The 25,871-nt window shown below is 44.4% G+C and carries 21 protein-coding genes; 16 read left to right on the plus strand and 5 right to left on the minus strand.

The genetic code is table 11. From position 1 onward, the window contains the following. The first annotated feature begins 86 nt into the window (after positions 1-86). From ACPUEK_RS09320 to ACPUEK_RS09335, 4 genes are all read left to right on the plus strand, one after another. On the plus strand, positions 87-4,208 hold the full coding sequence (locus ACPUEK_RS09320; protein WP_425643001.1) for a type I secretion system permease/ATPase: 4,122 nt from the start codon (positions 87-89) through the stop codon (positions 4,206-4,208). A 2-nt stretch (positions 4,209-4,210) separates the two neighbouring features. Then, entirely contained in the window at positions 4,211-5,551 is a 1,341-nt protein-coding gene (locus ACPUEK_RS09325; RefSeq protein WP_067036786.1) for an HlyD family type I secretion periplasmic adaptor subunit, read from the plus strand. 112 nt (positions 5,552-5,663) lie between these two features. Next, positions 5,664-6,317, plus strand: a complete 654-nt coding sequence (locus ACPUEK_RS09330) for a response regulator transcription factor (RefSeq protein WP_425643002.1) — start codon at positions 5,664-5,666, stop codon at positions 6,315-6,317. Continuing rightward, positions 6,314-6,892, plus strand: coding sequence for a molybdenum cofactor guanylyltransferase (locus tag ACPUEK_RS09335; RefSeq protein WP_425643003.1), 579 nt, complete (start codon positions 6,314-6,316; stop codon positions 6,890-6,892). The genes ACPUEK_RS09330 and ACPUEK_RS09335 overlap by 4 nt, the downstream gene beginning before the upstream one ends. Here the strand turns inward: ACPUEK_RS09335 and ACPUEK_RS09340 are convergent. Genes ACPUEK_RS09340 through purM form a run of 3 tightly spaced genes read right to left on the minus strand, consistent with a single transcriptional unit; the run spans position 6,889 to position 9,400 of the window. Beyond that, on the minus strand, positions 6,889-7,677 hold the full coding sequence (locus tag ACPUEK_RS09340; protein ID WP_425643004.1) for a DUF3108 domain-containing protein: 789 nt from the start codon (positions 7,675-7,677) through the stop codon (positions 6,889-6,891). The genes ACPUEK_RS09335 and ACPUEK_RS09340 overlap by 4 nt on opposite strands. A gap of 11 nt (positions 7,678-7,688) precedes the next feature. After that, positions 7,689-8,348 carry a phosphoribosylglycinamide formyltransferase gene (gene purN, locus ACPUEK_RS09345; RefSeq protein WP_425643005.1) on the minus strand — a complete coding sequence of 220 codons (660 nt, stop codon included), beginning with the start codon at positions 8,346-8,348 and terminating at the stop codon, positions 7,689-7,691. Continuing rightward, the gene (gene purM, locus ACPUEK_RS09350; protein WP_425643006.1) at positions 8,345-9,400 is read right to left on the minus strand and encodes a phosphoribosylformylglycinamidine cyclo-ligase; all 1,056 of its coding nucleotides are present in this window, start codon (positions 9,398-9,400) and stop codon (positions 8,345-8,347) included. Before purM ends, purN begins: the two co-directional genes overlap by 4 nt. A 120-nt stretch (positions 9,401-9,520) precedes the next feature. Between purM and ACPUEK_RS09355 the strand changes: the two genes are divergently transcribed. Together ACPUEK_RS09355 and ACPUEK_RS09360 are read left to right on the plus strand one after the other, a co-directional pair. Beyond that, the gene (locus tag ACPUEK_RS09355) at positions 9,521-10,561 is read left to right on the plus strand and encodes a DUF2066 domain-containing protein (protein ID WP_425643007.1); all 1,041 of its coding nucleotides are present in this window, start codon (positions 9,521-9,523) and stop codon (positions 10,559-10,561) included. After that, positions 10,562-10,795, plus strand: a complete 234-nt coding sequence (locus ACPUEK_RS09360; protein WP_067214509.1) for a hypothetical protein — start codon at positions 10,562-10,564, stop codon at positions 10,793-10,795. It begins immediately after the preceding gene. A 67-nt stretch (positions 10,796-10,862) separates the two neighbouring features. Here the strand turns inward: ACPUEK_RS09360 and gltA are convergent, their stop codons facing one another. Then, entirely contained in the window at positions 10,863-12,146 is a 1,284-nt protein-coding gene (gene gltA / locus ACPUEK_RS09365; protein WP_067036806.1) for a citrate synthase, read from the minus strand. Positions 12,147-12,714: 568 nt separating this feature from the next. Between gltA and sdhC the strand changes: the two genes are divergently transcribed. From sdhC to ACPUEK_RS09415, 10 genes are all read left to right on the plus strand, one after another. Continuing rightward, a complete protein-coding gene (gene sdhC / locus ACPUEK_RS09370) occupies positions 12,715-13,092 on the plus strand; it encodes a succinate dehydrogenase, cytochrome b556 subunit (RefSeq protein WP_067036809.1) in 378 nt (125 codons plus the stop codon). After that, positions 13,086-13,433, plus strand: a complete 348-nt coding sequence (gene sdhD, locus ACPUEK_RS09375; protein ID WP_067036812.1) for a succinate dehydrogenase, hydrophobic membrane anchor protein — start codon at positions 13,086-13,088, stop codon at positions 13,431-13,433. Before sdhC ends, sdhD begins: the two co-directional genes overlap by 7 nt. A 3-nt stretch (positions 13,434-13,436) precedes the next feature. Continuing rightward, entirely contained in the window at positions 13,437-15,209 is a 1,773-nt protein-coding gene (gene sdhA / locus ACPUEK_RS09380) for a succinate dehydrogenase flavoprotein subunit (protein WP_067036815.1), read from the plus strand. 12 nt (positions 15,210-15,221) lie between these two features. After that, on the plus strand, positions 15,222-15,926 hold the full coding sequence (locus tag ACPUEK_RS09385) for a succinate dehydrogenase iron-sulfur subunit (protein WP_067036817.1): 705 nt from the start codon (positions 15,222-15,224) through the stop codon (positions 15,924-15,926). Positions 15,927-16,277: 351 nt separating this feature from the next. Beyond that, positions 16,278-19,115 (plus strand): 2-oxoglutarate dehydrogenase E1 component, encoded by a 2,838-nt coding sequence (locus ACPUEK_RS09390; RefSeq protein ID WP_067036819.1) that lies wholly within the window; start codon positions 16,278-16,280, stop codon positions 19,113-19,115. A gap of 31 nt (positions 19,116-19,146) precedes the next feature. Further along, complete coding sequence (odhB, locus tag ACPUEK_RS09395; protein WP_425643008.1) at positions 19,147-20,697, plus strand: 2-oxoglutarate dehydrogenase complex dihydrolipoyllysine-residue succinyltransferase; 1,551 nt, start codon at positions 19,147-19,149, stop codon at positions 20,695-20,697. Between the two features lie 81 nt (positions 20,698-20,778). Further along, the gene (gene lpdA / locus ACPUEK_RS09400; RefSeq protein ID WP_067036825.1) at positions 20,779-22,218 is read left to right on the plus strand and encodes a dihydrolipoyl dehydrogenase; all 1,440 of its coding nucleotides are present in this window, start codon (positions 20,779-20,781) and stop codon (positions 22,216-22,218) included. Between the two features lie 86 nt (positions 22,219-22,304). After that, entirely contained in the window at positions 22,305-23,471 is a 1,167-nt protein-coding gene (gene sucC, locus ACPUEK_RS09405; RefSeq protein WP_067036828.1) for an ADP-forming succinate--CoA ligase subunit beta, read from the plus strand. A gap of 2 nt (positions 23,472-23,473) precedes the next feature. After that, a complete protein-coding gene (gene sucD, locus ACPUEK_RS09410) occupies positions 23,474-24,346 on the plus strand; it encodes a succinate--CoA ligase subunit alpha (RefSeq protein WP_067036831.1) in 873 nt (290 codons plus the stop codon). 553 nt (positions 24,347-24,899) lie between these two features. Continuing rightward, the gene (locus ACPUEK_RS09415) at positions 24,900-25,358 is read left to right on the plus strand and encodes a hypothetical protein (protein WP_067036835.1); all 459 of its coding nucleotides are present in this window, start codon (positions 24,900-24,902) and stop codon (positions 25,356-25,358) included. A gap of 1 nt (position 25,359) precedes the next feature. Here ACPUEK_RS09415 and ACPUEK_RS09420 read toward each other — a convergent pair whose 3' ends face one another. Then, positions 25,360-25,848: a MarR family winged helix-turn-helix transcriptional regulator gene (locus tag ACPUEK_RS09420; RefSeq protein WP_067036838.1), complete on the minus strand. Its 489-nt coding sequence runs from the start codon at positions 25,846-25,848 to the stop codon at positions 25,360-25,362. Positions 25,849-25,871 lie beyond the last annotated feature (23 nt).

Here is a 25,871-nt window from a genome sequence, read left to right on the forward strand (position 1 = left end):
TTGAGTCATAGTATTATATTTTCTATTTGTTTAATCTAGTTCAGAATCCAAGTAAGTTAATCAGTCTGCTTTTAGAGTCTCACTTTATGTCATTATTTTTTAGAAAAAAACGCAGTTCAGAAAATGATCAAGAGTTATCGAGAGATGACCGGGTTAAAAATAATGTTCAAGCGTGGTTAGAGATAGAGTCGAAGAATGACTTGAACTCAACCTCTAAATCAGCTGATACCGTGGTTGTAGATGATACGCCAGAAACTAAAATAGCACCTGAAGCAAGTGTTGATGAATCTGAATTCGTTGAGCTAAATACTCCTGAAGCTCCTGAAGCTCCTGAAGCGCCTGAAGCGCCTGAAGCGCCTGAAGCGCCTGAAGCGCCTGAAGCGCCTGAAGCGCCTGAAGCGCCTGAAGCGCCTGAAGCGCCTGAAGCGCCTGAAGCGCCTGAAGCGCCTGAAGCGCCTGAAGCGCCTGAAGCGCCTGAAGCGCCTGAAGTGCCTGAAGCGCCTGAAGCGCCTGAAGCGCCTGAAGCGCCTGAAGCTCCTGAAGCCTTTTCTTCTGTTACACAAAATGTGCCTGATGAGTTAGTAGAAAAAGAGCTGTTTAATCTTGGTGCTCTAACAACCAAAAAAAGTAATACGGAAGCTGAGCAAAAAGCGGAACGCTTTTCATTGACACAAAATTTAGAGCGGCAGTTTGAAAAAACTGAGCGGACCAATGATGATAATGAAAATGGCGTTGACTTATCGAATGGCTCGAATGATGACCTGCCGGACACTCAAGATGAAGGCTCTATTACGTCCGCTAAAACTGGCGACACATTTGATTTGGCTGAGAAGCTAAGAGCATCTCAGCTCCACCATCCAGATCAAACTGAATCTACAAAAAATAATGAAGAAAATGAGCATCAGTCTAATCAAGAGCATCAGCCTTTTGCAGAACCGAACTTAGCTTTCGATCTGAAAGCCAAACTTAACTCTAACGACGCCTCAGAAAAAGAAACGTATCCTGCCAAAGAGTCGGTTTTACCTGAGATTGAGTTAAGCGATAAGTTACAGTGCTCTCAACAGAAAGGGGATGATGTAAGCTCTCGAGAACACGCTGTCGATACATTTGATTTAGCAGAAAAGCTAAGCGTATCTAAGCCCTACGATTTGGATCAAACTGAGTCATTAGAGCAGAATGCATTTCCTAATATTAAAGAAAGTGAAAGTCAGATAACTGAACTGCATCGATCTTTTTCAGAATCAGATATAGCTCCCGATTTAAAACCTAAACCGAAAACTATAGATACCTTAGCAGAAGATAGTCAGTCCGCCAAAGAACCGGTTTTGCCTGATAAATCTTTAGATGATTCGACATCTGAGCCCGTTAAATCTGAAAAAACCTTACTTGATCTGTTGCAATTACGTTCAGATGCCCAACACTTTCAGCCAGAGCCAGAGCCAGAGCCAGAGCCAGAGCCAGAGCCAGAGCCAGAGCCAGAGCCAGAGCCAGAGCCAGAGCCAGAGCCAGAGCCAGAGCCAGAGCCAGAGCCAGAGCCAGAGCCAGAGCCAGAGCCAGAGCCAGAGCCAGAGCCAGAGCCAGAGCCAGAGCCAGAGCCAGAGCCAGAGCCAGAGCCAGAGCCAGAGCCAGAGCCAGAGCCAGAGCCAGAGCCAGAGCCAGAGCCAGAGCCAGAGCCAGAGCCAGAGCCAGAGCCAGAGCCAGAGCCAGAGCCAGAGCCAGAGCCAGAGCCAGAGCCAGAGCCAGAGCCAGAGCCAGAGCCAGAGCCAGAGCCAGAGCCAGAGCCAGAGCCAGAATCTAATTTTGTTGGTGGTGTTTCTGCGCCAGCTGGTAATGAAGCTCCAAAAGATAAAAAGTCATTGTTTGGTTTGCGCAACTTGTTTGCTAGAAAGAAGAAGCAAGGTAATCAGGGTGTCTTTAATAAAAAAGAGGTAAGTGAAACTATCTCTGCTTATGAGAACGACGATGAGCTTAAAGTTAATCAACCAGCAGACTTTGAAGGTGATCCAAATAATAAGGGTCAAGATAATGCTGAAGTTTTGAAACAAGTGACTTCTGTTACGTCTTCATGGTCTGAAGTGGGCGACAAACTTGAGAATGTTGATCCGTTATTAGATTGTTTGGTCATTTTGTCGAAACATTACAATAATCCTTACACTGCTGACGGTATATCTGCAGGTCTGCCTGTTTCAAAAGAGGGAATGACGCCAGAGCTATTCGCGCGCGCCGCAAAGAAAGTGGGTTTTGTAGCAAGATTTGTAAAACGCCCACTCGATAAAATTTCTGGTGTATTGATGCCTGCCGTTTTGTTACTGCATGACAAAAAGGCATGTGTATTGCTTGGGGTAGATAAAGAGCGTGGAATTGCCAAGATATTACTGCCTGAGTCAGGTGAAGGAGAGGTTGATTTATCTATTGATGAGCTCTTAAATCTGTATACAGGCTACTGTTTTTTTGTACGTCCTCAGTTTAAATTTGATAAGCGTTCGCAATTAGAGGAAGGGGAATCTAAAAATAAGCACTGGTTTTGGGGGACCATTGTTTCTTCCTGGAGAATATATAGAGACGTTTTTATTGCATCGTTATTAATTAATATATTCGCTCTCGTTAGCCCACTATTCATTATGAATGTATACGACAGAGTGGTGCCTAATAATGCTTTTGATACGTTATGGGTGCTTGCGGCAGGTGTCACGGTGGTTTATGTATTTGACTTTCTTCTTAGAACGTTAAGATCGTATTTTATCGATATAGCAGGTAAAAAATCAGATATATTGCTTTCGTCTAATATTTTTTCCAAAGTTAATAATATTACCATGGCATCAAGGCCTAGATCTGTTGGGGCATTTGCTAAAAACCTACAAGACTTTGATAGTATTCGCGATTTTATTACGTCTGCTTCCATCACGACGTTGGTTGATATCCCATTTATGTTTCTTATCGTTGGGGTGATTTACTTAATTGGCGGCCCTTTAGGTTTTGTTCCCATTGTAACAATTCTGTTGGTTTTTTTATATTCTTTGATTATTCAGAAACCACTCCGACACTCTATTGAAGAAGGTCAGAAAACATCGGTTCAAAAAAATGCTGTGCTGATTGAGAGCTTGTCGAACGCTGAAAGTGTCAAAATCAATAATGCTCAAGGTACTCTCCAGCATCAATGGGAGCAGGCCGTAGGAAACATTGCCGATTGGGGTCTTAAGACGCGTCAGTTGGCTCAATCTTGTTCATCATTTGCTATGGTCGCTCAGCAAATGACGACCGTCGTTATGGTGATTGTTGGTGTGTATATGATTTCTGAGCGAGAGATGAGCATGGGAGCTCTCGTTGCTTGTGTCATGTTGACTGGCCGCGCTTTAGCACCTATGGCGCAATTTGCGGCTCTCGCTGCTCGCTACAATCATGCAAAAACAGCCTTTAAGGGATTGTCTGAAATTATGGACTCTCCTGTCGAGCAACCGGATGATGTTAAGTTTGTGCATCGTCCAAAGTTTGATGGCAGCTTTGAATTTGAAGACGTGTCATTTAGCTATCCTGATCAAGAGCAAAATGCGATTACAAATATTAATTTAAAAATTAAGGCGGGGGAAAAGGTCGGCATTATTGGTCGAATCGGATCTGGTAAGTCGACCGTTGGTAAATTAATGATGGGGCTTTATGGGCCGAGTGACGGTGCTGTAAGAATTGACGGTATTGATTTAAGGCAGATTAATCCAGTGGATCTACGTAGAAACGTTGGTGCTGTTTCTCAGGATGTCACTTTATTTTACGGGTCAATTAAAGAAAACATCTGCTTCGGGGTCCCGTATGTAGAGGATGAAGCGATTATCCGTGCATCAGATTTATCCGGAGTTTCCGAGTTTGCTAATAAAAAACCTTCAGGGCTAGATAGTATTGTGGGTGAAAGAGGGCATCATTTGTCTGGTGGTCAAAGACAAAGCGTCGCTATTTCTAGGGCTCTGCTATTTGACCCAAACATCTTGGTGTTAGATGAGCCAACTGCGTCCATGGATAATACAACTGAAACACGTATGCGCAGAAGGTTGGATAAAATTATGGGGGATAAAACGCTGATTTTAATTACTCATAAATCTTCAATGTTGGATTTAGTCGATCGTCTTATTGTTATGGACAGCGGAAGAATCTTAGCCGATGGGCCAAAAGAACATGTATTTGAAGCGCTGCGTCAAGGCAAGCTAAAAGTGAGCTAAGTATGTTTAGTAAGAAGAGTGCTAAAGAAGTTGGGCAATCAGATCTAGATTTTCTCAGTGATCGCAATGCTGCCATTATGTTAAAAACGCCACAAGGGGGGCGTATTCTCCTCTGGGGAGTCTTTGCATTTTTTGTATGTGCATTGGTTTGGGCGAATTTTACAGCGTTAGAGGAAGTTACGGTAGGACAAGGGAAGGTCATACCTTCAAGTCAAGTTCAGGTTATTCAAAACCTTGAGGGCGGCATTCTAAAAGAAGTGAATATAAGAGTTGGTCAGGCGGTATCACAAGGACAGTTGCTGATGACAATTGAAAATACTGAGGCTTTGTCATCCCTAAGGGAAAGGCAAGTAGAAAGTGTTAATTTGACAGCTAGGGCAATTAGACTAAAAGCTGAGGCAAACGGGATAGCTCCCGTTTTTCCGGATGATATTCGAACGGACTATCCTGAGCTGATTAACCGTGAATTAGGGTTGTATCGAAACCGTCAGGAGTCCTTGCGCGCAAACTCCGCTATATTTGAGCAACAAGTTGCCCAGCGACAGCAAGAAATAGTTGAGCAAGAAGCCAAACTTCGTAACTTTAAAGATAGCTATGACCTAGCAAATGAGGAGTTACGTCTTACCCGTCCTGCTTTCGAGCAAGGAGCCGTCTCTCGCGTTGAATTGCTTCAGTTAGAGCGTCAAGTGAATCAGCTGCAAGGTGACCTACAGGCGACTAGGCTTGCTATTCCCCGTGCGCGTTCAGCGTTAGAAGAAGCGCGCAAAAAACTGGATGAAAGCTCTGCTAAATTCAGATCGGAAGCTCAAGAGCAGCTGACGGAAACGCAGTCTCAGTTGGATCAATTAAGAGAGTCTAGTGTGACGCTAGAAGATAAGGTGGATCGAACGCTGGTACGTTCGCCTGTAAAAGGGATTGTTAAGCAAATACAAATTAATACTGTGGGCGGGGTGATTAAGCCGGGAATGAGCTTGATGGAAATTGTTCCGGTGGAAGACTCTCTTTTAATAGAAGCGAAAATACGACCTGAAGACATCGGATTCATAACGCCTCATCTTCCAGCTGTTGTAAAGCTTTCTGCTTACGATTTCTCAATCTATGGTGGGCTAGATGCTAAAGTAGAAAATATTTCAGCAGACACCATTGTTGATGAGGAGGGGAACAGTTTCTACATTGTTCGCGTTAGAACAGATAAAAGCTATCTGGGGCCAGAGAGTGCACCTCTAACTATTATTCCTGGCATGCAGTCATCGGTCGATATCATCACGGGTAAAAAAACAGTTCTGGATTATTTGCTCAAGCCTATATTTAAGGCTCAACAAAATGCAATGCGTGAACGATAGTTACAAAAATATTGAGTAAACTGGATCCTCATAACAAAAAGTAACAATGTCGTCACTACTGGGAAAATAGAATGAATTTCTATATTCGTTTGTTATTTATAAGGGGCAGATCTTGAAAGTACTGTGCTGGAATACGAATGGGTCAGTTTTTGAGCACTGGAAAAAAGTGTGCGAAGAGCGTGATCAGCTCATTCGGAGTCATAGTTTTGATGAGACTGCTGAGCTTTTGCGTAATGGCTCCTATGACTACTGCTTTATCTATGTCGATGACGTCGAGTTTTCTGCTAAGGTTGAAAACGTAGTTACTTTGCGTCAACGATTTCCTGCGTTAAAGATTCTTGCGTTCCCTTATCTCAGCAGTCAGTCTGCCGCTATGCGAATGCTCTCTATGGGGATTAATGGTCAATGTTCACCGTATATCGCTAAAGAACAGCTTCGTTTGGTATTGTCAGTTGTGTCTTCTGGTGAGATTTGGGGTGGGAAAGAGTTTATCCAACAGCTTATTAAGCAGTCCTCAGAGGCATCACCGTCAGAGCAGCCATTAGAATCTGCTGTTAATTTCGTTGGATCAGAGCTTTTATCCGAGCGTGAAGTGGGCGTTGCAAAGCTGATCGCTAAAGGTCTATCTAACAAAGAAATTGCCCGTGATTTAGAGGTTACTGAAAGAACGGTCAAAGCGCATTTAACGGCAGTTTTTAGAAAACTGCGTGTTAAAGATCGTCTGGCGTTAGCCTTATTAGTGCAGCGTGGTATTTCAGACGTATGATGCAAGCGTTTGAATTAACTGCTTTGATACTGGCTGGTGGGCAGGCGCAGCGGATGGGGGGGGTTGATAAAGGTCTTCAGGTGTATCAGGGTGTTTCTATGGCGAGACGCCTAGTCGATCTGGTATCACCTTTATGTATTGATACCGTGATCAGCGCAAATCGTAATATTAAGCATTATCGCGCTTTAACTCGGTTGGTGGTGAGTGATGCAGAGCCTTGGCAGGGCATTGGTCCGTTAGGTGGTATCTGTTCAGCACTAGAATTTATCAATTCCTCACACTTATTGATTATCCCTTGTGATACGCCATGCTTATCTCGAGAGGCATTGCTTAAACTTTCGATAAGTGCCCAGCAGACGCCGGATAAAGTGCATTACTTGGAAAGCGAATCTGGACGTCAGCCACTGCATGCGTTGCTACCAGTAAATCAGCTGAAACAAAAGCTGCCAGATTTTCTAAAGAATACCGAGCATTTCGGTGTAATGAAGTTTTATAAAACGATTGGGGCTGAATCAGTGTATTGGGAGCATGATGAAGAGCTTGTTAATATTAATCGTATTGAGCAGCTCGTTTAGGGTGAGCTGATCTTTTCTAAATTTAGAATGTAGGACTCACCTTTTTCAAAGTGTTCCATTTTGACCAATAAGTAATCGTATTCTGGCGCAAACCAAAAATATGAGTGGCGTTTTTCAGATAGATTGTCTGTCCTGGCAACCTTTATCGTTTCTAAATGGCCTAATTTAGTGTCGATGGTTTCTATCTGTTGCTGAGCGAACGTGTAGCGCTTTAATTTTCCACCATCTGCGATGTCGTAAGAGAGCTGTTCACGCTGATTTAGTAAGTCGAAGCGGAGCTGTAATTGAAGTGTTAGTCTGTCCAATGTTAAGTCATTGATGTCCATTTTCCATGGCTCATTTTTCACATCGTTGGTGACTTTCATGTCATCCCAGTCAAAATGCAGCAGCATTTCTTTGTGTTTGCCTAAAATTCTCGATGAATACTGGTATTCAGTAGGACGCAAACTGCTGCCATCAAGCCTAAACTGACTGCTTTCTTTTAGTGATGCAAGTAACGTATCGACTGAAAATTCAAATTTCCATGTATTGTCTGTTGTCTGAGTGAGTATTTGAGTACCTTCGACTTTTAAAGTTATCCCTTTTTTATAGACAGTACTATAAAGCGCGTTATAAGGCTCAAAAAAGCTGTGTTTTTCAGACTCAATTGATGGGGTAGCAGGGTTGCTTTGATTGTACTCACTGCGCGTAGTTTGGCTCAAAGCGCTGTCTTTATCCGAGTGAGAATAAGAGGGCATTATCTGAAAAAGTAATACGGTTGCGAAAACTTGTTTGCTAATGCCCATCTTGAGATTTCCTAGTGATCGTTTAATTCCGTTGTATAACGTACACCTGACAATGGCAAAGGTTTTCCATCCAAAAAAGCTTTGCCTTCTTGGAGAGTTAGTCTGCCTAAGCTGAACCATTTAACGCTTAATGGATAAATGATGTGCTCAAGGCTATGGACTTTCTTTGCCAGTGAATCAGCAGTTTCATCTGACGATATTTCGGCGCTAGCTTGTAAGACAACTGAGCCAGCATCCAGTTCCGAAGTAACAAAGTGAACGGACACACCATGTTCCGTTTCACCCGCATCAATGGCGCGTTGGTGCGTGTTTAGGCCTTTGTACTTAGGCAATAATGAAGGGTGTATATTTAGCATACGACCTTCATAATGACGCGTAAAATTTTCCGTTAGAATGCGCATGAAGCCCGCAAGAATCACCAGTTTAGGCTGATACTGGTCGATCAAGGTCATCAGAGCTTGATCGAATGCTTCGCGACTTTCAAACTGTTTATGGTCAAGGGCATGAGTAGCAATGTCAGCATTGCTAGCACGTTCTAGTCCATAAGCAGACGCTTTGTTACTGATAACTGCCTTTATATCAATATCGAGGTCACCTTGCAGGCTTTGATCAATCAAAGCCTGCAAATTGCTGCCGCTGCCTGAGATTAAAACAACGACGGAACAACTCATGCAGAGGCCTCTAGATCAGAGATAATAACTTCTTTGTCAGATAGCTTACGGATCTCACCGATAACCCATGCATTTTCGCCTTCAGCTTGAAGGATTGATAGCGTTTTGTCTGTATCTTCTGCGTTGATTGCTAGAACCATACCTACGCCACAGTTTAGTACGCGGTACATCTCTTCTTGCTCAACGTTGCCTTTTGCTTGCAGCCAGTCAAAGATCGCCGGGCGTGTCCAGCTTGTTGCATCAATATACGCTGATGTGCCTTCTGGTAAAACGCGAGGAATGTTTTCTAGTAAGCCGCCGCCAGTGATGTGCGCTAATGCATTTAAATTAACCGTTTCCATTAATTTTAGGATGGATTTAACGTAAATTTTCGTCGGAGCAAGTAGGGCATCTTTTAGGGCAACGCCATCTACTTCTTCGTCAAGATTTGAGTTATTCACTTCCAAAATCTTACGAATTAATGAGTAGCCGTTTGAGTGTGGGCCAGATGAGCCTAAAGCGATCAAAGTATTACCAGCTTTAACATTGCTGCCGTCAATGATTTGGTCTTCCTCAGCGACACCCACACAAAAACCTGCAAGATCGTAATCGCCGTCGTGGTACATACCAGGCATTTCTGCTGTTTCGCCACCCACTAGGGCACAGCCAGACTGTAGGCAGCCTTCACCAATGCCGGTGACAACGTCTGCTGCAACGTCTACGTCAAGTTTACCTGTTGCGTAATAATCTAGGAAAAGTAGAGGCTCAGCACCTGCAACAATAAGATCATTCACACACATTGCCACTAGGTCAATGCCGATGGTGTCGTGTTTGTTTAGGTCCATTGCTAAACGCAGCTTTGTGCCGACACCGTCTGTACCGGATACTAAGACGGGTTTCTTGTACTTTTCTGGTAGACGAGTAAGGGCACCGAAGCCACCTAATCCACCTAGTACTTCAGGGCGGCGCGTTTTTTTACTGACGCCTTTAATGCGTTCTACAAGTTCGTTGCCCGCATTAATATCTACGCCTGCGTCTTTGTAACTAATCGAGGTTTTATTCGATTCGGTCATTGCCTAAGCCTTATCATGGTGTGGGAAAAACGGCATTTTAACACAGTGGAAAATAAGGGCTATGGTTCTTTGCGCAGAAGACAGTAGAATAGAGAAAATACGATAAGTAAGGGGATTATTTTGAAGCGTATTGTCTTTGTTTGGCTATTGTTGCTTTCATCAATGGGTCATGCGGTGCAAGTTTCTAACTTATATTCATCTGTGGTGCAGGTGCCGGCCAGTTCAGATGATAAACAGTTATTGAATCAAGCCTTTAATCAAGCGATTGATGATGTTTTATTACGGGTGTCAGGGCAACCAGATAAGCTTTCATCCGCTGTATTAGCTAAGGCTCATGAGAATTCTGCGAGCTGGGTTATGCAGCATTCTGTGGTGGGCAGTACGGTTAACGTTTCTTTTTACAAAGAGTCTGTGGACCGTTTTCTGTTTGATCAGGGATTGCCTGTGTGGGGGAGTAATCGGCCGAGTATTCTGGTTTGGTTGATTGAAGAAAGCAGTGGTTCTCGAAAAATGTTCGGGGCCAATCAGCCATCAACAGCTCTATCCGAGTTGTTTGACGGCGCCAAGCTGCATGGTTTACCAGTTTATGCTCCACTTGTTGACAGTGTAGATAGAGAAGTTTTGGACAGCAGCGCTTTATGGGGCTTTTTTGAAGAAGATATTCTAAAAGCCAGTGAACGTTACCAAACGGATGTAGTGTTGGCAGTTAGGATTAGTCAGTACCGAGGTGAGGCGGTGGTTGATAGTATGTTATTGTCTCCTAATCAATCCGCACGACTGTTGTCAGTTACGAGTGCAACTAAGCAAGAGGCGATGCGAGAGGTTTTGTTGAAAGTATCAGCAATGTTATCAGATCGATATGCTTCTACTAGATTGGCTAACCCAAATGAGCTGTATGTCAAAGTGAATGGCGTTAGTGATTACCGTGCTATGTCCTCACTGAAAAATTACTTATCGTCTATTGATGTGGTTAAGCAATTGCAGCTAAGTAGTATTGTGGGTGGGCAAGTTGAGTTTAATATGTTGCTGAATGGCACAGAAGAAAAGTTTAAAAACAGTGTAGCATTAAACAGTCTGTTGGCCGCTCTGCCAGTGAGTCCGCTGGACTACGATGCAAGTCACGTTATTAAGTATCAATATACGGGTAAAGGTAATAATTAGATGGTCAGTGAAACAGAAGCGACGCCAGTGTTGAAAGACTTTTTTGCGCGTCCGGCAGAAGAGCAGCAAGATTTTTTGCAGCAAACTTGGTGTAACCAATGTATGGAAATGGATCTTGGGATGAAAAACCCGCAAGAATATGAAGCGGGTGAGCGTACTTGGATTGAGGGTGACTGTGTGAAATGTGGTGCAAAAATTATTACTGAGATCGTGGTAGAAGACGACGAAGAGTAATTAGTATCAGCACAAAAAAAAGCGGCTTAAGCCGCTTTTTTTTGTGTCTGTGTGTTGGGAGCGCTACTTATTTATCCGTTGGGAAGTCACGTTCAGTGTGTCCTACATACAGCTGGCGAGGGCGTCCAATTTTGTATGCGCCGCCAATCATCTCATTCCAGTGAGAAATCCATCCAATGGTACGAGACATCGCGAAGATTACAGTAAACATGGATGTAGGGATGCCGATTGCTTTCATGATGATGCCAGAGTAAAAGTCTACATTCGGGTAAAGCTTACGCTCAACGAAGTAAGGGTCTTCTAGGGCAATTTGCTCAAGGCGTTTTGCGATTTTTAGCATTGGGTCATCAGATTGTCCTAGCTCGGCAAGCACTTGATCACAGGTTTCACGCATTACTTTAGCGCGAGGATCAAAGTTCTTGTAGACGCGATGGCCAAAGCCCATTAGGCGGAAAGGGTCGTTCTTATCTTTGGCTTTGGCAATGAACTCGTCAATCTTGGATTCATCCCCAATTTCTTCAAGCATTGCTAGTACTGCTTCGTTTGCACCGCCGTGAGCAGGGCCCCAAAGTGTTGCGATGCCTGCCGCAATACAAGCGAATGGATTAGCGCCTGAAGAACCTGCTAATCGAACGGTGGATGTTGATGCGTTTTGTTCGTGATCTGCATGAAGAATAAAGATGCGGTCCATCGCTTTAGCGAATACTGGGTTTACTTTATATTCTTCGCATGGCGTCGCAAACATCATGTATAAGAAGCTCTCAGCGTAGCTCAAGTCGTTACGAGGGTACATGGTCGGTTGACCTTTCGAGTACTTGTAACACATTGACGCAAGCGTTGGCATTTTAGAAATCAATCGGAAGGCTGCGATTTCACGATGTTTAGGATCATTGATGTCCATGTGGTCTTGGTAGAATGCTGATAAAGCGCCCACTAAACCAACCATCACCGCCATCGGGTGTGCGTCGTTACGGAAGCCATCAAGGAACTTCTGCATGGATTCCGACACCATGGTGTGGTTTTTAACTGTTTCAACGAACTCTGCCTTTTCGTCAGCGCTTGGCAGCTCTCCGTATAGAAGCAGGTAACATGTTTCAAGGTAATCTGAGTGTTGTGCTAAATCGGCAATTCTGTAACCGCGATGTAGAAGCACGCCCGCTTCACCGTCGATATAGGTGATCGCAGATTCACATGAGCCAGTAGACATGAAGCCAGGATCATAAGTGAAGACGCCGTGAGAACCTAAAGTTCTTACATCTATCACGTCTTGTCCTGCTGTGCCTGTTAATACAGGAAGTTCAATCGTCTGATCGATACCGTCTACCGTTATGCGAGCTTTTTTGTCAGCCATTTTGGGTCTCCTTCGTACTCTGGTCCGGGGCAAAGAGCCTTGAATTAGCTCTCCAGGCCCAGAAGGTGCGGAAAAAATACTTTCTTAGGGGTTACAAAGTCAATTAGACAAATTTCTTACTAGTTACTTGATCCTAGTGATTTCTTTGTAAATTTGTAACGTGAATTTTGTAACGGGGTGGTTGAAAAGTGATCTGTTGTTATCTAAATATTTGATTTTTATCGATAAAATTATAAATTTAAATAGTTGAGAATCTGTAATTTTATACCATTATTGCTTTTGTTTATGGCTCCATTCATTTTATGAATGGTGATCATTGAAAACCCCGTGTTCTGTGTATTTGTCTTAGGTTTTTGGCCTAGTCTATAATTGCGTTCCGATGATTTCATTGATTTGTCGGTGTTATTTGGCAAGTTTGAGTCGCTCGTGCCAATGTCGCTTGCAAATCGATGGGATTTTCAAGGAGGCCTATGTGATCCAATAAGAGCAGAACCATCGTTACTTACTGGTGAAAATAGAACTTGGGTCGTGATTGACCATTCAATCAAATAAAGTGGTGTATAGAGTCGTGAACAAAAAAAGACCAGTCAACCTTGATATTTCCACAATATCAATGCCCGTAACCGCAATTGTCTCTATCTTGCATCGAGTAACCGGGATCATCCTATTTATTGGGTTAGCATTCCTGTTCTATGCGTTTGACCAATCATTGTCTTCACAAGAAGGTTTTGATCAAGTGGTAGAGGTGCTACAAAACAACTTCCTAGCGAAATTTGTCGTTTGGGGTGTCGTTTCTGCATTGATGTACCATTTTGTAGCAGGTGTTAAGCACTTGTTTATGGATTTGGGGCATTTCGAAGAACTTGAAAGTGGCCGCATAGCGGCAAAAGCGAACCTAGTGATCGCTGTTGTTCTGATTCTACTAGCAGGAGTATGGATATGGTAACTCAAATTACTAGCTTTGGCCGTTCAGGTCTGTATGACTGGATGATGCAGCGTATTTCTGCATTGGTATTGTCAGTTTACAGTATCTTTCTTATCGGTTACTTGCTTCTGAATCCAGATCTAACTTATGAGCAGTGGAGTGGTTTGTTTGAAACAACTTCCATGCGAATTTTTAGTCTGTTGACTTTGCTGTCTATTGGTATCCACTCATGGATTGGTTTGTGGTCTATTTCAACTGACTACATTAAATCAACAGGTGTTCGTTTCTTCTTTCAATCTCTATGTGGCTTAGTGATGTTTATCTATGTCGTATGGGGAATTCAGGTTCTTTGGGGGCTATAAAGAATGGCTAATATTCGTACTATTTCTTTCGATGCCATTGTAGTGGGCGGCGGCGGCGCAGGTATGCGTGCTGCACTTCAGTTAACAGAGTCTGGTTTGAATACCGCGTGTGTAACAAAAGTATTCCCAACACGATCTCACACCGTATCAGCACAGGGTGGTATTACGTGTGCCATCGCAAGTGAAGATCCAAATGATGATTGGCGCTGGCACATGTACGACACTGTAAAAGGGTCGGACTACATTGGTGACCAAGACGCAATCGAATACATGTGTTCTGTTGGCCCACAAGCTGTATTCGAGCTTGAACACATGGGGTTGCCTTTCTCTCGTAAAGAAAATGGACGTATTTATCAGCGCCCTTTCGGTGGTCAGTCTAAAGACTTTGGTAAAGGCGGACAGGCCGCTCGTACGTGTGCGGCAGCTGACCGTACTGGTCACGCACTGCTTCATACGCTTTATCAGGCCAACCTGAAAGGCGGCACCACATTTCTAAACGAGTGGTACGCTGTAGATCTTGTGAAAAACGCTGATGACGCTGTGGTAGGTGTTGTAGCGATTTGTGTGGAAACGGGTGAAACGGTTTACCTGAAAGCGAAAGCAACGGTCATGGCAACAGGCGGTGCGGGTCGTATTTACCAATCGACAACGAATGCGCATATCAATACTGGTGACGGTGTAGGTATGGCGTTGCGTGCTGGTTTCCCAATGCAAGATATGGAAATGTGGCAGTTCCACCCAACGGGTATTTACGGTGCTGGTACGTTGGTTACAGAAGGTTGTCGTGGTGAAGGTGGTTACCTGATCAACAAAGACGGCGAACGTTTCATGGAACGTTATGCACCAAACGCCAAAGATCTAGCTGGCCGTGATGTTGTTGCTCGTTCAATGATTCTAGAAATTCTTGAAGGCCGTGGTTGTGGTGAAAATGGCGATCACGTTCTTCTAAAGCTTGATCACCTTGGTGAAGAAACGCTTAATAAGCGACTTCCTGGTATCCTGGAGCTATCGCGTACGTTCGCGCATGTGGACCCAGTGAAAGAGCCTATTCCTGTTATCCCAACGTGTCATTACATGATGGGCGGTATTCCAACGAATATTGGTGGCCAAGCTATCAAGCAAACGCCGACAGGCGAAGATGTCATCATTCCAGGTCTATATGCTTGTGGTGAAGTGGCTTGTGTATCGGTGCATGGTTCCAACCGCTTAGGTGGTAACTCGCTACTTGATTTAGTCGTGTTTGGCCGCGCAGTAGGTTTGCAGGTTAAGAAGTCTCTTGATGAAGGCTTCGAGTCTATGGATGCAAGTGATACAGACGTTAAAGATGCAATGGCTCGTTTAGAGCGTTTAAATAACAGCTCTGGTGGCGAAAGTGTTGCTAAGGTTCGTGACGATCTGCAGAAAACGATGCAGCTTTACTTCGGGGTATTCCGCGAAGGTGACTCGATGCAGAAAGGCCTTGAGCAGCTTAAAGAGTTGCGTAAACGCGTTGAGAATCTACATCTAGAAGATAAGAGTCAAGCCTTCAATACAGCTCGTATTGAAGCATTGGAGCTTGAGAACTTGTTGGAAGTGGCAGAAGCAACAGCGATTCCTGCGGAATTCCGTAAAGAAAGCCGCGGTGCGCATGCTCGTAATGACTTCACTGAACGTGACGATGAAAACTGGTTGAAGCACTCTTTGTATCACCCAGCTGAGAAGAAAGTAACCCAGCGTGATGTGAACTTTGCGCCTAAGACAATGGATGCTTTCCCACCTAAAGTTCGTTCATACTAAGGAGTTATGTCAATGTTAGTTAGTATCTATCGTTACAATCCTGAGAAGGACGATGCGCCTTACATGCAGGATTTTGAAATCGAGTTGCCAGCAGGAAAAGACCTGATGGTGCTTGATGTGCTTAATCTTTTAAAAGCACAAGATCCAAGTATCTCTTACCGTCGTTCATGTCGTGAAGGTGTGTGTGGCTCGGATGGTATGAACATGTCGGGCAAGAATGGCCTCGCGTGTATTACTCCGGTATCGGCTGCAGCGAAGAATAATAAGCTTGTTCTTCGTCCATTACCTGGTCTGCCAGTTGTGCGTGACTTAGTGGTCGATATGGGGCAGTTCTACAAACAGTACGAGAAAATTAAACCGTTCTTGATCAATGATACGCCAGCACCAGCGATTGAACGTTTGCAGAGTCCTGAAGAGCGTGAGAAGCTAGATGGACTGTATGAATGTATCTTGTGTGCATGTTGTTCGACTGCTTGCCCATCTTTCTGGTGGAATCCAGATAAGTTTGTTGGGCCATCAGGCTTACTGCAAGCATACCGTTTCCTAGCGGACAGTCGTGATACGGCAACGCAAGATCGTTTGAGTGAGCTTGATGATCCGTTTAGTGTGTTTCGTTGCCATGGCATCATGAACTGTGTCAACGTATGCCCTAAGGGTCTAAACCCAACTAAGGCGATTGGTAACATTCGTACTATGTTGATCCAGCGTGCGACCTAAGATGTACACATAAACATAATCTAAATGCGGTTATGTTTTAGGGTGGCTTTTAAAAGCCACCCTAACTACGCTCTTAAATGCAACATTAAGTGCGCAGATAGAATGTTTGAGTTGCAAAGAATTTAGTTTTTCATAACGGATATATATCTGATTATGAAAAAACACTAAATAGTCCCATTTATTACTAAATAGTAATGCACTCGTGCTTTAGAATAGAACTGTTTAAGTGTAGTTAGGCAAAAAGTAAATAATAAGCTGGCGACTGCGTTAATGTAGTCGTAACCAGAAAGAAAATATAAGAGTTATCGCAAATTGGCGATAGCTGGCTCGAACATAAAAGGGTGATCGAGAATGCATGAAAGTTTGATGGAGTTGCTATGGAGCACTTCTCACTTTTCAGGGGGCAACCTTGAATATGTTGAGGGGCTGTTTGAGAGCTACTTAGTTGACCCCAACTCAGTATCGGAAGAATGGCGGAAATGTTTTGATCAGTTGCCGAGAGTTAGCGAAGCGCAGTCAACCGATCTTCCTCACTCTGTTATTCAACAACAATTCTTAGAACTTGGTAAAAACAAGTTCCGCAATATACCTGTTTCTACAGGTGTCGCAGCTAGCTCAGCACATGAGCAAAAGCAAATCAATGTACTTCAACTTATTAACGCTTACCGCGTACGAGGTCACCAACACTCAAACTTAGATCCACTTGATCTAATTAAACGAGATAAAGTTGCTGATCTTGATCTGGGCTACCATCAATTGACTGGTGCAGATCTAGATACAACGTTCAATACCGGCTCTCTATTTTTCAATCAAGAAAGCATGCCGCTTAAAGATATGGTTGCTGAGCTTGAGAAAACTTACTGTGGCTCTGTCGGCTACGAATTCATGCATATTGTTGATACCCAAGAAAAAGCTTGGTTGCAACAGCGCGTGGAGTCAGTTCGATCTCGTCCAGAGTATTCTGAAGAGACCCGCAAAGCATTGCTTGAGCGTTTAACTGCAGCAGAAGGTCTTGAAAAATACCTTGCAAGTCGTTATCCAGGCGCTAAACGTTTTGGTTTGGAAGGTGGCGAAAGCTTAATTCCAATGGTGAATGAGTTAATTCAACGTTCCGGCGCACTGGGTGCAAAAGAAGTTGTGATTGGCATGGCTCACCGTGGCCGTCTAAATGTTCTGGTTAATACACTTGGTAAGAACCCTAAAGATTTGTTTGATGAGTTCGAAGGTAAAAAACTTGTTAACACGTCTGGTGATGTTAAATACCACCAAGGTTTTTCTTCAAATGTGATGACAGCGGGTGGTGAAGTTCACACCGTATTGGCGTTCAATCCATCTCACCTTGAGATCGTTTCGCCAGTAGTGGAAGGTTCGGTACGTGCGCGTCAGGATCGTCGCAAAGATAAAACGGGTAAAACAGTTGTACCTATCTCCATTCATGGTGATGCGGCCTTTGCTGGTCAAGGCGTGGTTATGGAGACATTCCAGATGTCTCAAACACGTGCTTACCGCACGGGCGGTACAGTACATATCGTTATCAACAACCAAGTTGGTTTTACAACGAACCGCCAAGAAGACTCGCGCTCAACTGAATACGCTACAGATGTTGCGAAAATGATTCAGGCGCCGATCTTACACGTAAATGGTGATGATCCGGAGGCTGTGCTGTTTGTCACTCAGCTTGCATTGGATTACCGTTACGAGTTTGGTCGTGATGTTGTGATTGACATGGTTTGTTACCGCCGCCGTGGTCATAACGAGACAGATGAGCCGTCTGGTACTCAGCCATTAATGTACAAAGTCATCAATAAAATGAAGACGACTCGTACTAAATATGCTGAATACTTAATTGAGAAAAAAGTGGTTACGGAAGCAGAAGCTGATGAGCTAGTCAGTGAAAACCGTGAAGACTTAGACAACGCGCGTCATGTGGCCAAAAGCTTAGTTCTTGAGCCTAAGTTAGAGCTTTTTGTCGATTGGAAGCCATACCTAGGTGTGGAATGGACTGATGCGGGTGATACCTCTTATCCGTTGGCTCAGTTGCAAGAAGTGGCTAAGAAAACCACATCTGTTCCAGATGGTATTGTGGTTCAGCGTCAAGTTATGAAGATCTATGAAGATCGCGATAAAATGACCGCTGGTGCAATGCCTCTAAACTGGGGTTATGCCGAAACACTGGCTTTTGCAACGCTATTAGAGCAAGGCTACCCAATCCGTATTACGGGGCAAGATTCAGGTCGTGGCACGTTCTCTCATCGTCATGCGGTTGTCCACAGCCAAAAAGATGGCAGCACTTATATTCCACTTAAGCACATCTCAGAAGATCAGCCTACATTAGACTTGTACGATTCATACTTGTCTGAAGAAGCGGTACTGGCTTTTGAATATGGATACTCAACGACTTCACCTAATGGTTTGGTTGTTTGGGAAGCTCAATTTGGTGATTTCGCTAACGGTGCGCAGGTTGTTATTGATCAGTTCATCACGAGTGGTGAGCATAAGTGGGGCCGCTTATGTGGCTTAACCATGTTGTTGCCGCATGGCTATGAAGGTCAAGGACCAGAGCATTCATCTGCTCGTCTTGAGCGTTTCATGCAAATGTGTGCAGAGTACAACATTCAGGTATGTGTACCGACAACACCGTCGCAGATCTTCCATATCTTGCGTCGTCAGGCGATTCGTCCGATGCGTCGTCCATTAATTATCATGTCTCCGAAGAGTTTATTGCGTCACAAGCAAGCAATTTCGACTTTAGAAGACTTGTCTGAAGGCAGCTTCAAAACGGTATTACCAGAATCAGCGGATAATATTCAGCCTGAGAATGTTAAGCGTTTGGTGATCTGTAGCGGTAAGGTTTATTACGACCTTTACAACCGTCGCGAAGAGTTGGCCAAGGATGATGTGGCAATCATTCGTCTTGAGCAATTGTACCCATTCCCATATGCAGATTTTGAAGCTGTGTTGGAACCGTACAAAAATGTTGAAGAGCTGATTTGGTGTCAAGAAGAACCTAAGAACCAAGGTGCTTGGCATGCAAACCGCCACCGTATGAGCCGTGTATTAGAGAAGCTATATCCAGACGTTAAGATTCGCTTCGCTGGACGTATATCTTCTGCAGCACCTGCAGCAGGTTACATGTCTGTACACGTTGAAGAACAAGAAGCGCTGGTTAACGACGCGATTGTCGGCTAGCAACACTGCCTGTCAGAGATAAGGGTAAAAAATGAGTATTGAAATTAAAGCACCTACTTTTCCAGAATCTGTAGCAGATGGCACTGTCGCTACATGGTACAAACAACCAGGCGAAGCGTGTAAACGTGATGAGCACATTGTTGATATTGAAACCGATAAAGTGGTTTTAGAAGTTGTTGCTCCTGCTGATGGTGTATTGAAAGAAGTTCTTAAAGCTGAAGGCGATATCGTATTGAGCGCTGAAGTTTTGGCTGTGTTTGACTCTGGTGCTTCGGCATCTGCTGCGCCAACAGAAGCAAAAGCAGAAAAAACAGAAGCAGTAGAAAAAACAGAAGCCCCAGCTGATGCTGGCGCCGCTACTGAAACAGTAGATGTTAAAGCACCTGTATTTCCAGAGTCTGTGGCTGATGGCACAGTTGCTGCTTGGCACAAACAACCAGGTGAAGCGTGTAAGCGTGATGAGCACATTGTCGACATTGAAACAGATAAAGTAGTGCTTGAAGTTGTTGCACCGGCTGATGGTGTGATTGCTGACATCCTAAAAGCTGAAGGCGACACGGTTCTAAGCTCTGAAGTATTGGCTAAGTTTTCTGTTGGTGCTTCAGGCGAAGCAGCCACTGCACCCGCTGAAAAAGCTGCTGCGCCTGCTGAAGAGGGTGATGAAGATGCTGTCGCGGGTCCCGCGGCGCGCAAAGCACTTGCTGAAGCCGGTTTGACGGCAGCACAAGTCAAAGGCACAGGTAAAGGCGGACGTATTACGAAAGAAGACGTAGACGCTGCTGCACAAAAGAAATCTGCACCAGCACCTGCTAAAGCTGCTGCGCCAGAGAGTAAAGCTGCCGCTGCCCCTGCGGTGACTGCAGCATTAGGTGAAGAAGGTCGTGTTGAAAAACGTGTACCAATGACTCGTCTACGTGCAACGATTGCTAAGCGTCTAGTGGAAGCTCAGCAAAGTGCAGCCATGCTTACAACGTACAACGAAGTAAACATGGGTCCTGTTATGGAGCTGCGTAGCAAGTACAAAGACTTGTTCCAAAAGACTCACAATGGCACCAAACTTGGCTTTATGTCTTTCTTCGTGAAAGCAGCAACAGAAGCTTTAAAACGTTTCCCAGCAGTCAATGCTTCGATTGACGGTAATGACATGGTTTACCATGGTTACCAAGACATCGGTGTTGCGGTATCGACTAATCGCGGTTTAATGGTGCCAGTGCTTCGTAACACAGAAGCAATGGGTCTTGCGGATATCGAGTCTAATATCATGGATTTCGCTGTTCGTGGCCGTGACGGTAAGCTGGGTATGGATGACATGCAAGGTGGTACGTTTACCATCACAAATGGCGGAATTTTCGGTTCGCTAATGTCGACGCCAATTATTAATCCACCTCAAACAGCGATCTTGGGTATGCACAAAATCCAAGAGCGTCCAATGGCGGTGAATGGTCAGGTTGTCATTCAGCCTATGATGTACCTAGCGTTGTCGTACGATCACCGTATGATCGACGGTAAAGAAGCGGTGCAATTCCTTGTTACCATCAAGGACTTATTAGAAGATCCGGCACGTCTACTGCTTGAAATCTAAGTAATTGCACCCACTTCTGTGGATATGAGTAAAACTTGCTAGGACGTACAACGTCCTAGCAAACAACAATGGATAAATCCTATGTCTAATAAATTTGATGTAATCGTAATCGGTGGTGGTCCAGGTGGTTATGTTGCTGCTATTCGTGCAGCGCAACTGGGCCTTAAAGCAGCATGTATCGAGAAGTGGTTGGATAAAGACAACAAGCCACGCCTAGGTGGTACATGTTTGAACGTAGGTTGTATTCCATCTAAAGCGCTATTGGACTCTTCTCATAAATACCATGATGCGACAGAAGAATTTAAAGTTCACGGCATTGGTGTGGAAGGCGTTTCAATGGATGTTAATGCGATGGTTGATCGCAAAGACAACATTGTAAACCAATTAACGGGTGGTATCGCTGGTCTCTTTAAAGCTAATGGTGTAACCAGTTTTGAAGGTTTTGGTAAGCTGCTTGCGAACAAGAAAGTTGAATTCACAGCACACGATGGCTCTGTAGAAACACTTGAAGCAGACAACGTGATTCTTGCGACAGGTTCTGTGCCAGTTAATATTCCGCCAGCACCTCGTACGGGTGACATCATCGTTGATAACGAAGGTGCATTGGACTTCCGTGAAGTGCCGAAGCGTCTTGGTGTAATCGGTGCCGGTGTTATCGGTCTTGAGTTGGGTTCTGTATGGAAGCGTCTTGGTTCTGAAGTGGTTGTTCTTGAAGCGCAAGATCAGTTCCTAAGTCTATGTGACCAAGATTTAGCTAAAGAAGCCGCTAAAATCTTCAAGAAACAAGGTCTAGACATTCGTGTTGGTGCGCGCGTAACAGGCAGCGAAGTGAAAGGTGAAGAAGTTGAAGTCACTTTCCTTGATGCTAAAGGCGAAGAGCAAAAGCAAACGTTCGACAAGCTGATCGTTGCTGTAGGTCGTAAGCCATTTACAGATGGCTGTCTAGCAGGTGACTCAGGCGTTAACCTAGACGAACGTGGCTTCGTATTTGTTGATGAGCAATGTGCCACGAATGTACCTGGTGTGTTTGCGATTGGTGATATTGTTCGTGGTCCAATGTTGGCACACAAAGCTTCTGAAGAAGGTGTCATGGTTGCGGATATCATCGCTGGTCATAAAGCACAAATGAACTATGACTGTGTTCCATCTGTTATTTATACGCACCCAGAATTAGCATGGGTCGGTAAAAACGAGCAACAGCTGAAAGCAGAAGGCGCTAAGTACAAAGTGGGTAAATTCCCATTTGCAGCGTCTGGTCGCGCTATGGCTGCGAACGATACTGATGGCTTCGTTAAGATCATTGCTGATGAAGAAACAGATCGTATTCTAGGTTGTCACATTATTGGTGGCCATGCAGCTGACCTTATTGCACAAGCAGTCATTGCGATGGAATTCGGTTCAACAGCAGAAGACATTGCGTTGACTGTATTTGCTCACCCAACGGTCAGTGAAGCGGTGCATGAAGCAGCGCTTGCAGTGGATGGTCACGCGATCCACATTGCAAACCGTAAACGCAAATAAAAAAATTCGATTTGCCGGCCTAGAGCCGGCAATTTCTGTCTAAGGACAGAGCTTATGTCAATCATTAAGATGAGCGGAAGAATCAAATGAACCTACATGAATATCAGGCGAAACAGCTTTTTGCTGAATATGGCCTGCCAGTATCTACAGGGTACGCAGTAGACACGCCGGAAGAGGCAGTAGAAGCAGCGAAGAAAATTGGTGGTGATAAGTGGGTTGTTAAAGCTCAAGTTCACGCTGGTGGTCGCGGTAAAGCAGGTGGTGTAAAGCTTGTTGATTCTTTGGATGAAGTAAAAGAATTCGCAGCGAACTGGTTAGGTAAAAACCTAGTCACTTACCAAACTGACGAAAAAGGTCAGCCAGTTGCTAAGATTTTAGTCGAGTCTTGCACAGACATTGCAAATGAATTGTACCTAGGCGCTGTAGTAGATCGTTCTACTCGTCGCGTAGTCTTCATGGCCTCTACTGAAGGCGGTGTGGAAATTGAGAAGGTAGCTGAGGAAACACCTGAGCTGATCCACAAAGCTGAGATCGATCCGCTAGTAGGCGCACAGCCATACCAAGCGCGTGAAATGGCATTCAAAATGGGTCTTAACCCAACTCAAATCAAGCAGTTCACTAAGATCTTCCTTGGTTTGTCGCAAATGTTCCATGACCATGATTTCGCGCTTCTAGAAATCAACCCTCTAGTGATTACAGATGAAGGTAACCTTCACTGTCTAGATGGTAAGATCAATATCGACAGCAACGCTGTATACCGTCAGAAGAAAATGCAAGAGTTCCACGACCCTTCTCAAGAAGATGAGCGTGAAGCCCATGCAGCGCAGTGGGAACTTAACTACGTAGCACTTGATGGCAACGTTGGCTGTATGGTCAACGGTGCAGGCCTAGCGATGGGCACAATGGACATCGTAAACCTACACGGCGGCAAGCCAGCTAACTTCCTTGACGTTGGTGGCGGTGCAACCAAAGAGCGCGTAGCAGAAGCGTTCAAAATCATTCTTTCTGACAGCAATGTTAAAGCGGTTTTGGTTAACATCTTCGGTGGTATCGTTCGTTGTGACATGATCGCAGAAGGTATCATTGGTGCGGTTGAACAGGTTGGTGTTGAAGTGCCTGTTGTAGTTCGTCTTGAAGGTACGAACGCAGAGAAAGGCCGTGAGGTTCTTGCGAACTCTGGTCTAGACATCATTGCTGCAACAAGTCTAAAAGACGCAGCTGAACAAGTTGTTAAAGCTGCGGAGGGCAAATAATAATGTCTGTTTTAATTAACAAAGATACAAAAGTAATCTGTCAGGGTTTCACTGGTGGCCAAGGTACATTCCACTCTGAGCAAGCGATTGCTTACGGTACGAAAATGGTCGGTGGTGTAACACCAGGTAAAGGTGGTCAAACTCACCTTGGTCTACCTGTATTCAACACAGTAAAAGAAGCAGTCGTTGAAACTGGCGCTGAAGCGTCTGTTATCTACGTTCCAGCACCTTTCGTAAAGGATTCAATCCTTGAAGCAGCTAATGCTGGTATCAAACTAATCGTTTGTATTACTGAAGGCGTTCCGACGCTTGATATGCTTGACTGTAAAGTGGCTTGTGACAACTTAGGTGTACGCCTAATTGGTCCTAACTGCCCAGGTGTCATCACACCAGGCGAATGTAAAATCGGTATCATGCCAGGCCACATTCACTTGCCAGGTAAAGTAGGTATCGTATCGCGTTCTGGTACATTGACTTACGAAGCCGTTAAGCAAACTACTGACGCTGGATTTGGTCAGTCTACTTGTGTTGGTATCGGTGGTGATCCAATCCCTGGTACTAACTTCATTGACGTATTGGAAATGTTCCAAAACGATCCTCAGACTGAAGCGATTGTTATGATCGGCGAAATCGGTGGTACAGCGGAAGAAGAAGCGGCTGCTTACATCAAAGCAAACGTGACTAAGCCTGTTGTGTCTTACATTGCTGGTGTAACTGCACCTGCTGGTAAGCGTATGGGTCACGCTGGTGCGATCATCTCTGGTGGTAAAGGTACGGCTGACGAGAAATTCGCAGCACTACAAGACGCTGGCGTTAAAACAGTTCGCTCTCTTGCGGACATCGGTTCTGCTCTAAAAGAAATCACTGGCTGGTAAGCAATTGCTTAACTGACCTGATCGAGAGACGAAAAACCCTGCCTTGTGCAGGGTTTTTTTTGTCGTAAAGAATCTGTATTGATTGTAAAAGAGTGCAAATGAGCATGCGCTAAGCTCGTTAGATTGTATTATAAATCTAATACGCTGTTTGAAATTAGGTGAAGGCATGAAACTATTGGGAATCGTTGTTATCAGTGCTGCTATTATGGATATAGGCAAGCTCGCTTGGATTGTCTCAGAGATCCCATGTAGCTGAGTCTAACAGCTACTTCAGCACCTTCATTCTTTCTCCCGTCAGTATATCGATGGTTGCTCCGCATCCCTTCTCTTTGTGTAATGCGTCTTCTCTAGAAGCTACCAGCACTTTTCCGATGGATCAGTACAATGACCAGATACTAGAAAAATAAGGGTAGTGGAATGTCAAATAATTAGTTAGATCTCTAACTAATGTGCCTTAAATACGCAAACAAAAACAAACTCCTATGAACGGCATTGATATGTGGCTAAAACTGGGCCAAATTCAAATACATAAGCTTTTACAGGAGAGAAAAACATGAACATCACATCGAAAGGCGTTACTAAATTTGTAGTAGGTTCGGTCATTGTGTCCCAATTAGCTGCATGTGGCACATTAATTTATCCAGAGCGTCAGGGGCAGAACAGCGGTAAGCTGGACATTGGGGTGGTGGCGTTAGATGCCTTAGGCTTATTGTTCTGGTTTGTTCCTGGGGTTGTCGCGTTTGGTGTGGACTTTATTACGGGCGCAATTTATTTGCCTGGTGGAACCGTAGCGCAGTTATCCGATGATGATATGAATAAAATGAAGCTTCCTGATGGTCAGCTGGATCAAGAAGCCTTAAAAGGTTGGTTAGTCGAGCATAATTATCTAGATGCGAAACAAGTCCAAGATCAGAAATTCATTACTCAAGTGTATCAAACGCCAGATGCCTTGAAGCGTGCAGTCAATATGGCGTCCACTGAACGTTATGCTGCGCTAAGTACTTTGAATTAATTCAAAGCTGATTTTCATGCTCGCCAAGCCATTTGGCCAGTAGGTTTCCTAAAGTCTGTTGCTCCTCGGAGGTTAAACTTTCGAGGAGTTTTTTTTGGTTGTAGACATGGTCTTCGACTGCTGGATCAATAACTCCAATGCCTTTCTCAGTAAGAATAACTCGACAGCTTCGGCGATCTTCTTCATTGACTAGACGCTCTACCCAAGCTCGATCGACGAGTTTATCTAACTTACTAGAAACGGCGCCAGACGAAAGCATGGTGGTTTTATAGAGCTCTGTTGGTGTTAGAGGACCATTTGCTCGACGCAGGGTCGCCATTAAATCGAATTCTATGCGGCTCATGCCATGTGAGTTTATAACGGCCTCTACAGATGGCGATAAGAATTTCTCCATACGGCCAATTCTACCAATGATACCCATTGGGCTGCAGTCGAGATCTGGTCGAACATCGCTCCATTGCAGTAAAAGTTTTTCTACGTGATCAGACATGTTTCTCTCAAACTGTGGAAATG

It is taken from the genome of Marinomonas gallaica (assembly GCF_049821165.1).
Taxonomy (GTDB): domain Bacteria; phylum Pseudomonadota; class Gammaproteobacteria; order Pseudomonadales; family Marinomonadaceae; genus Marinomonas; species Marinomonas gallaica.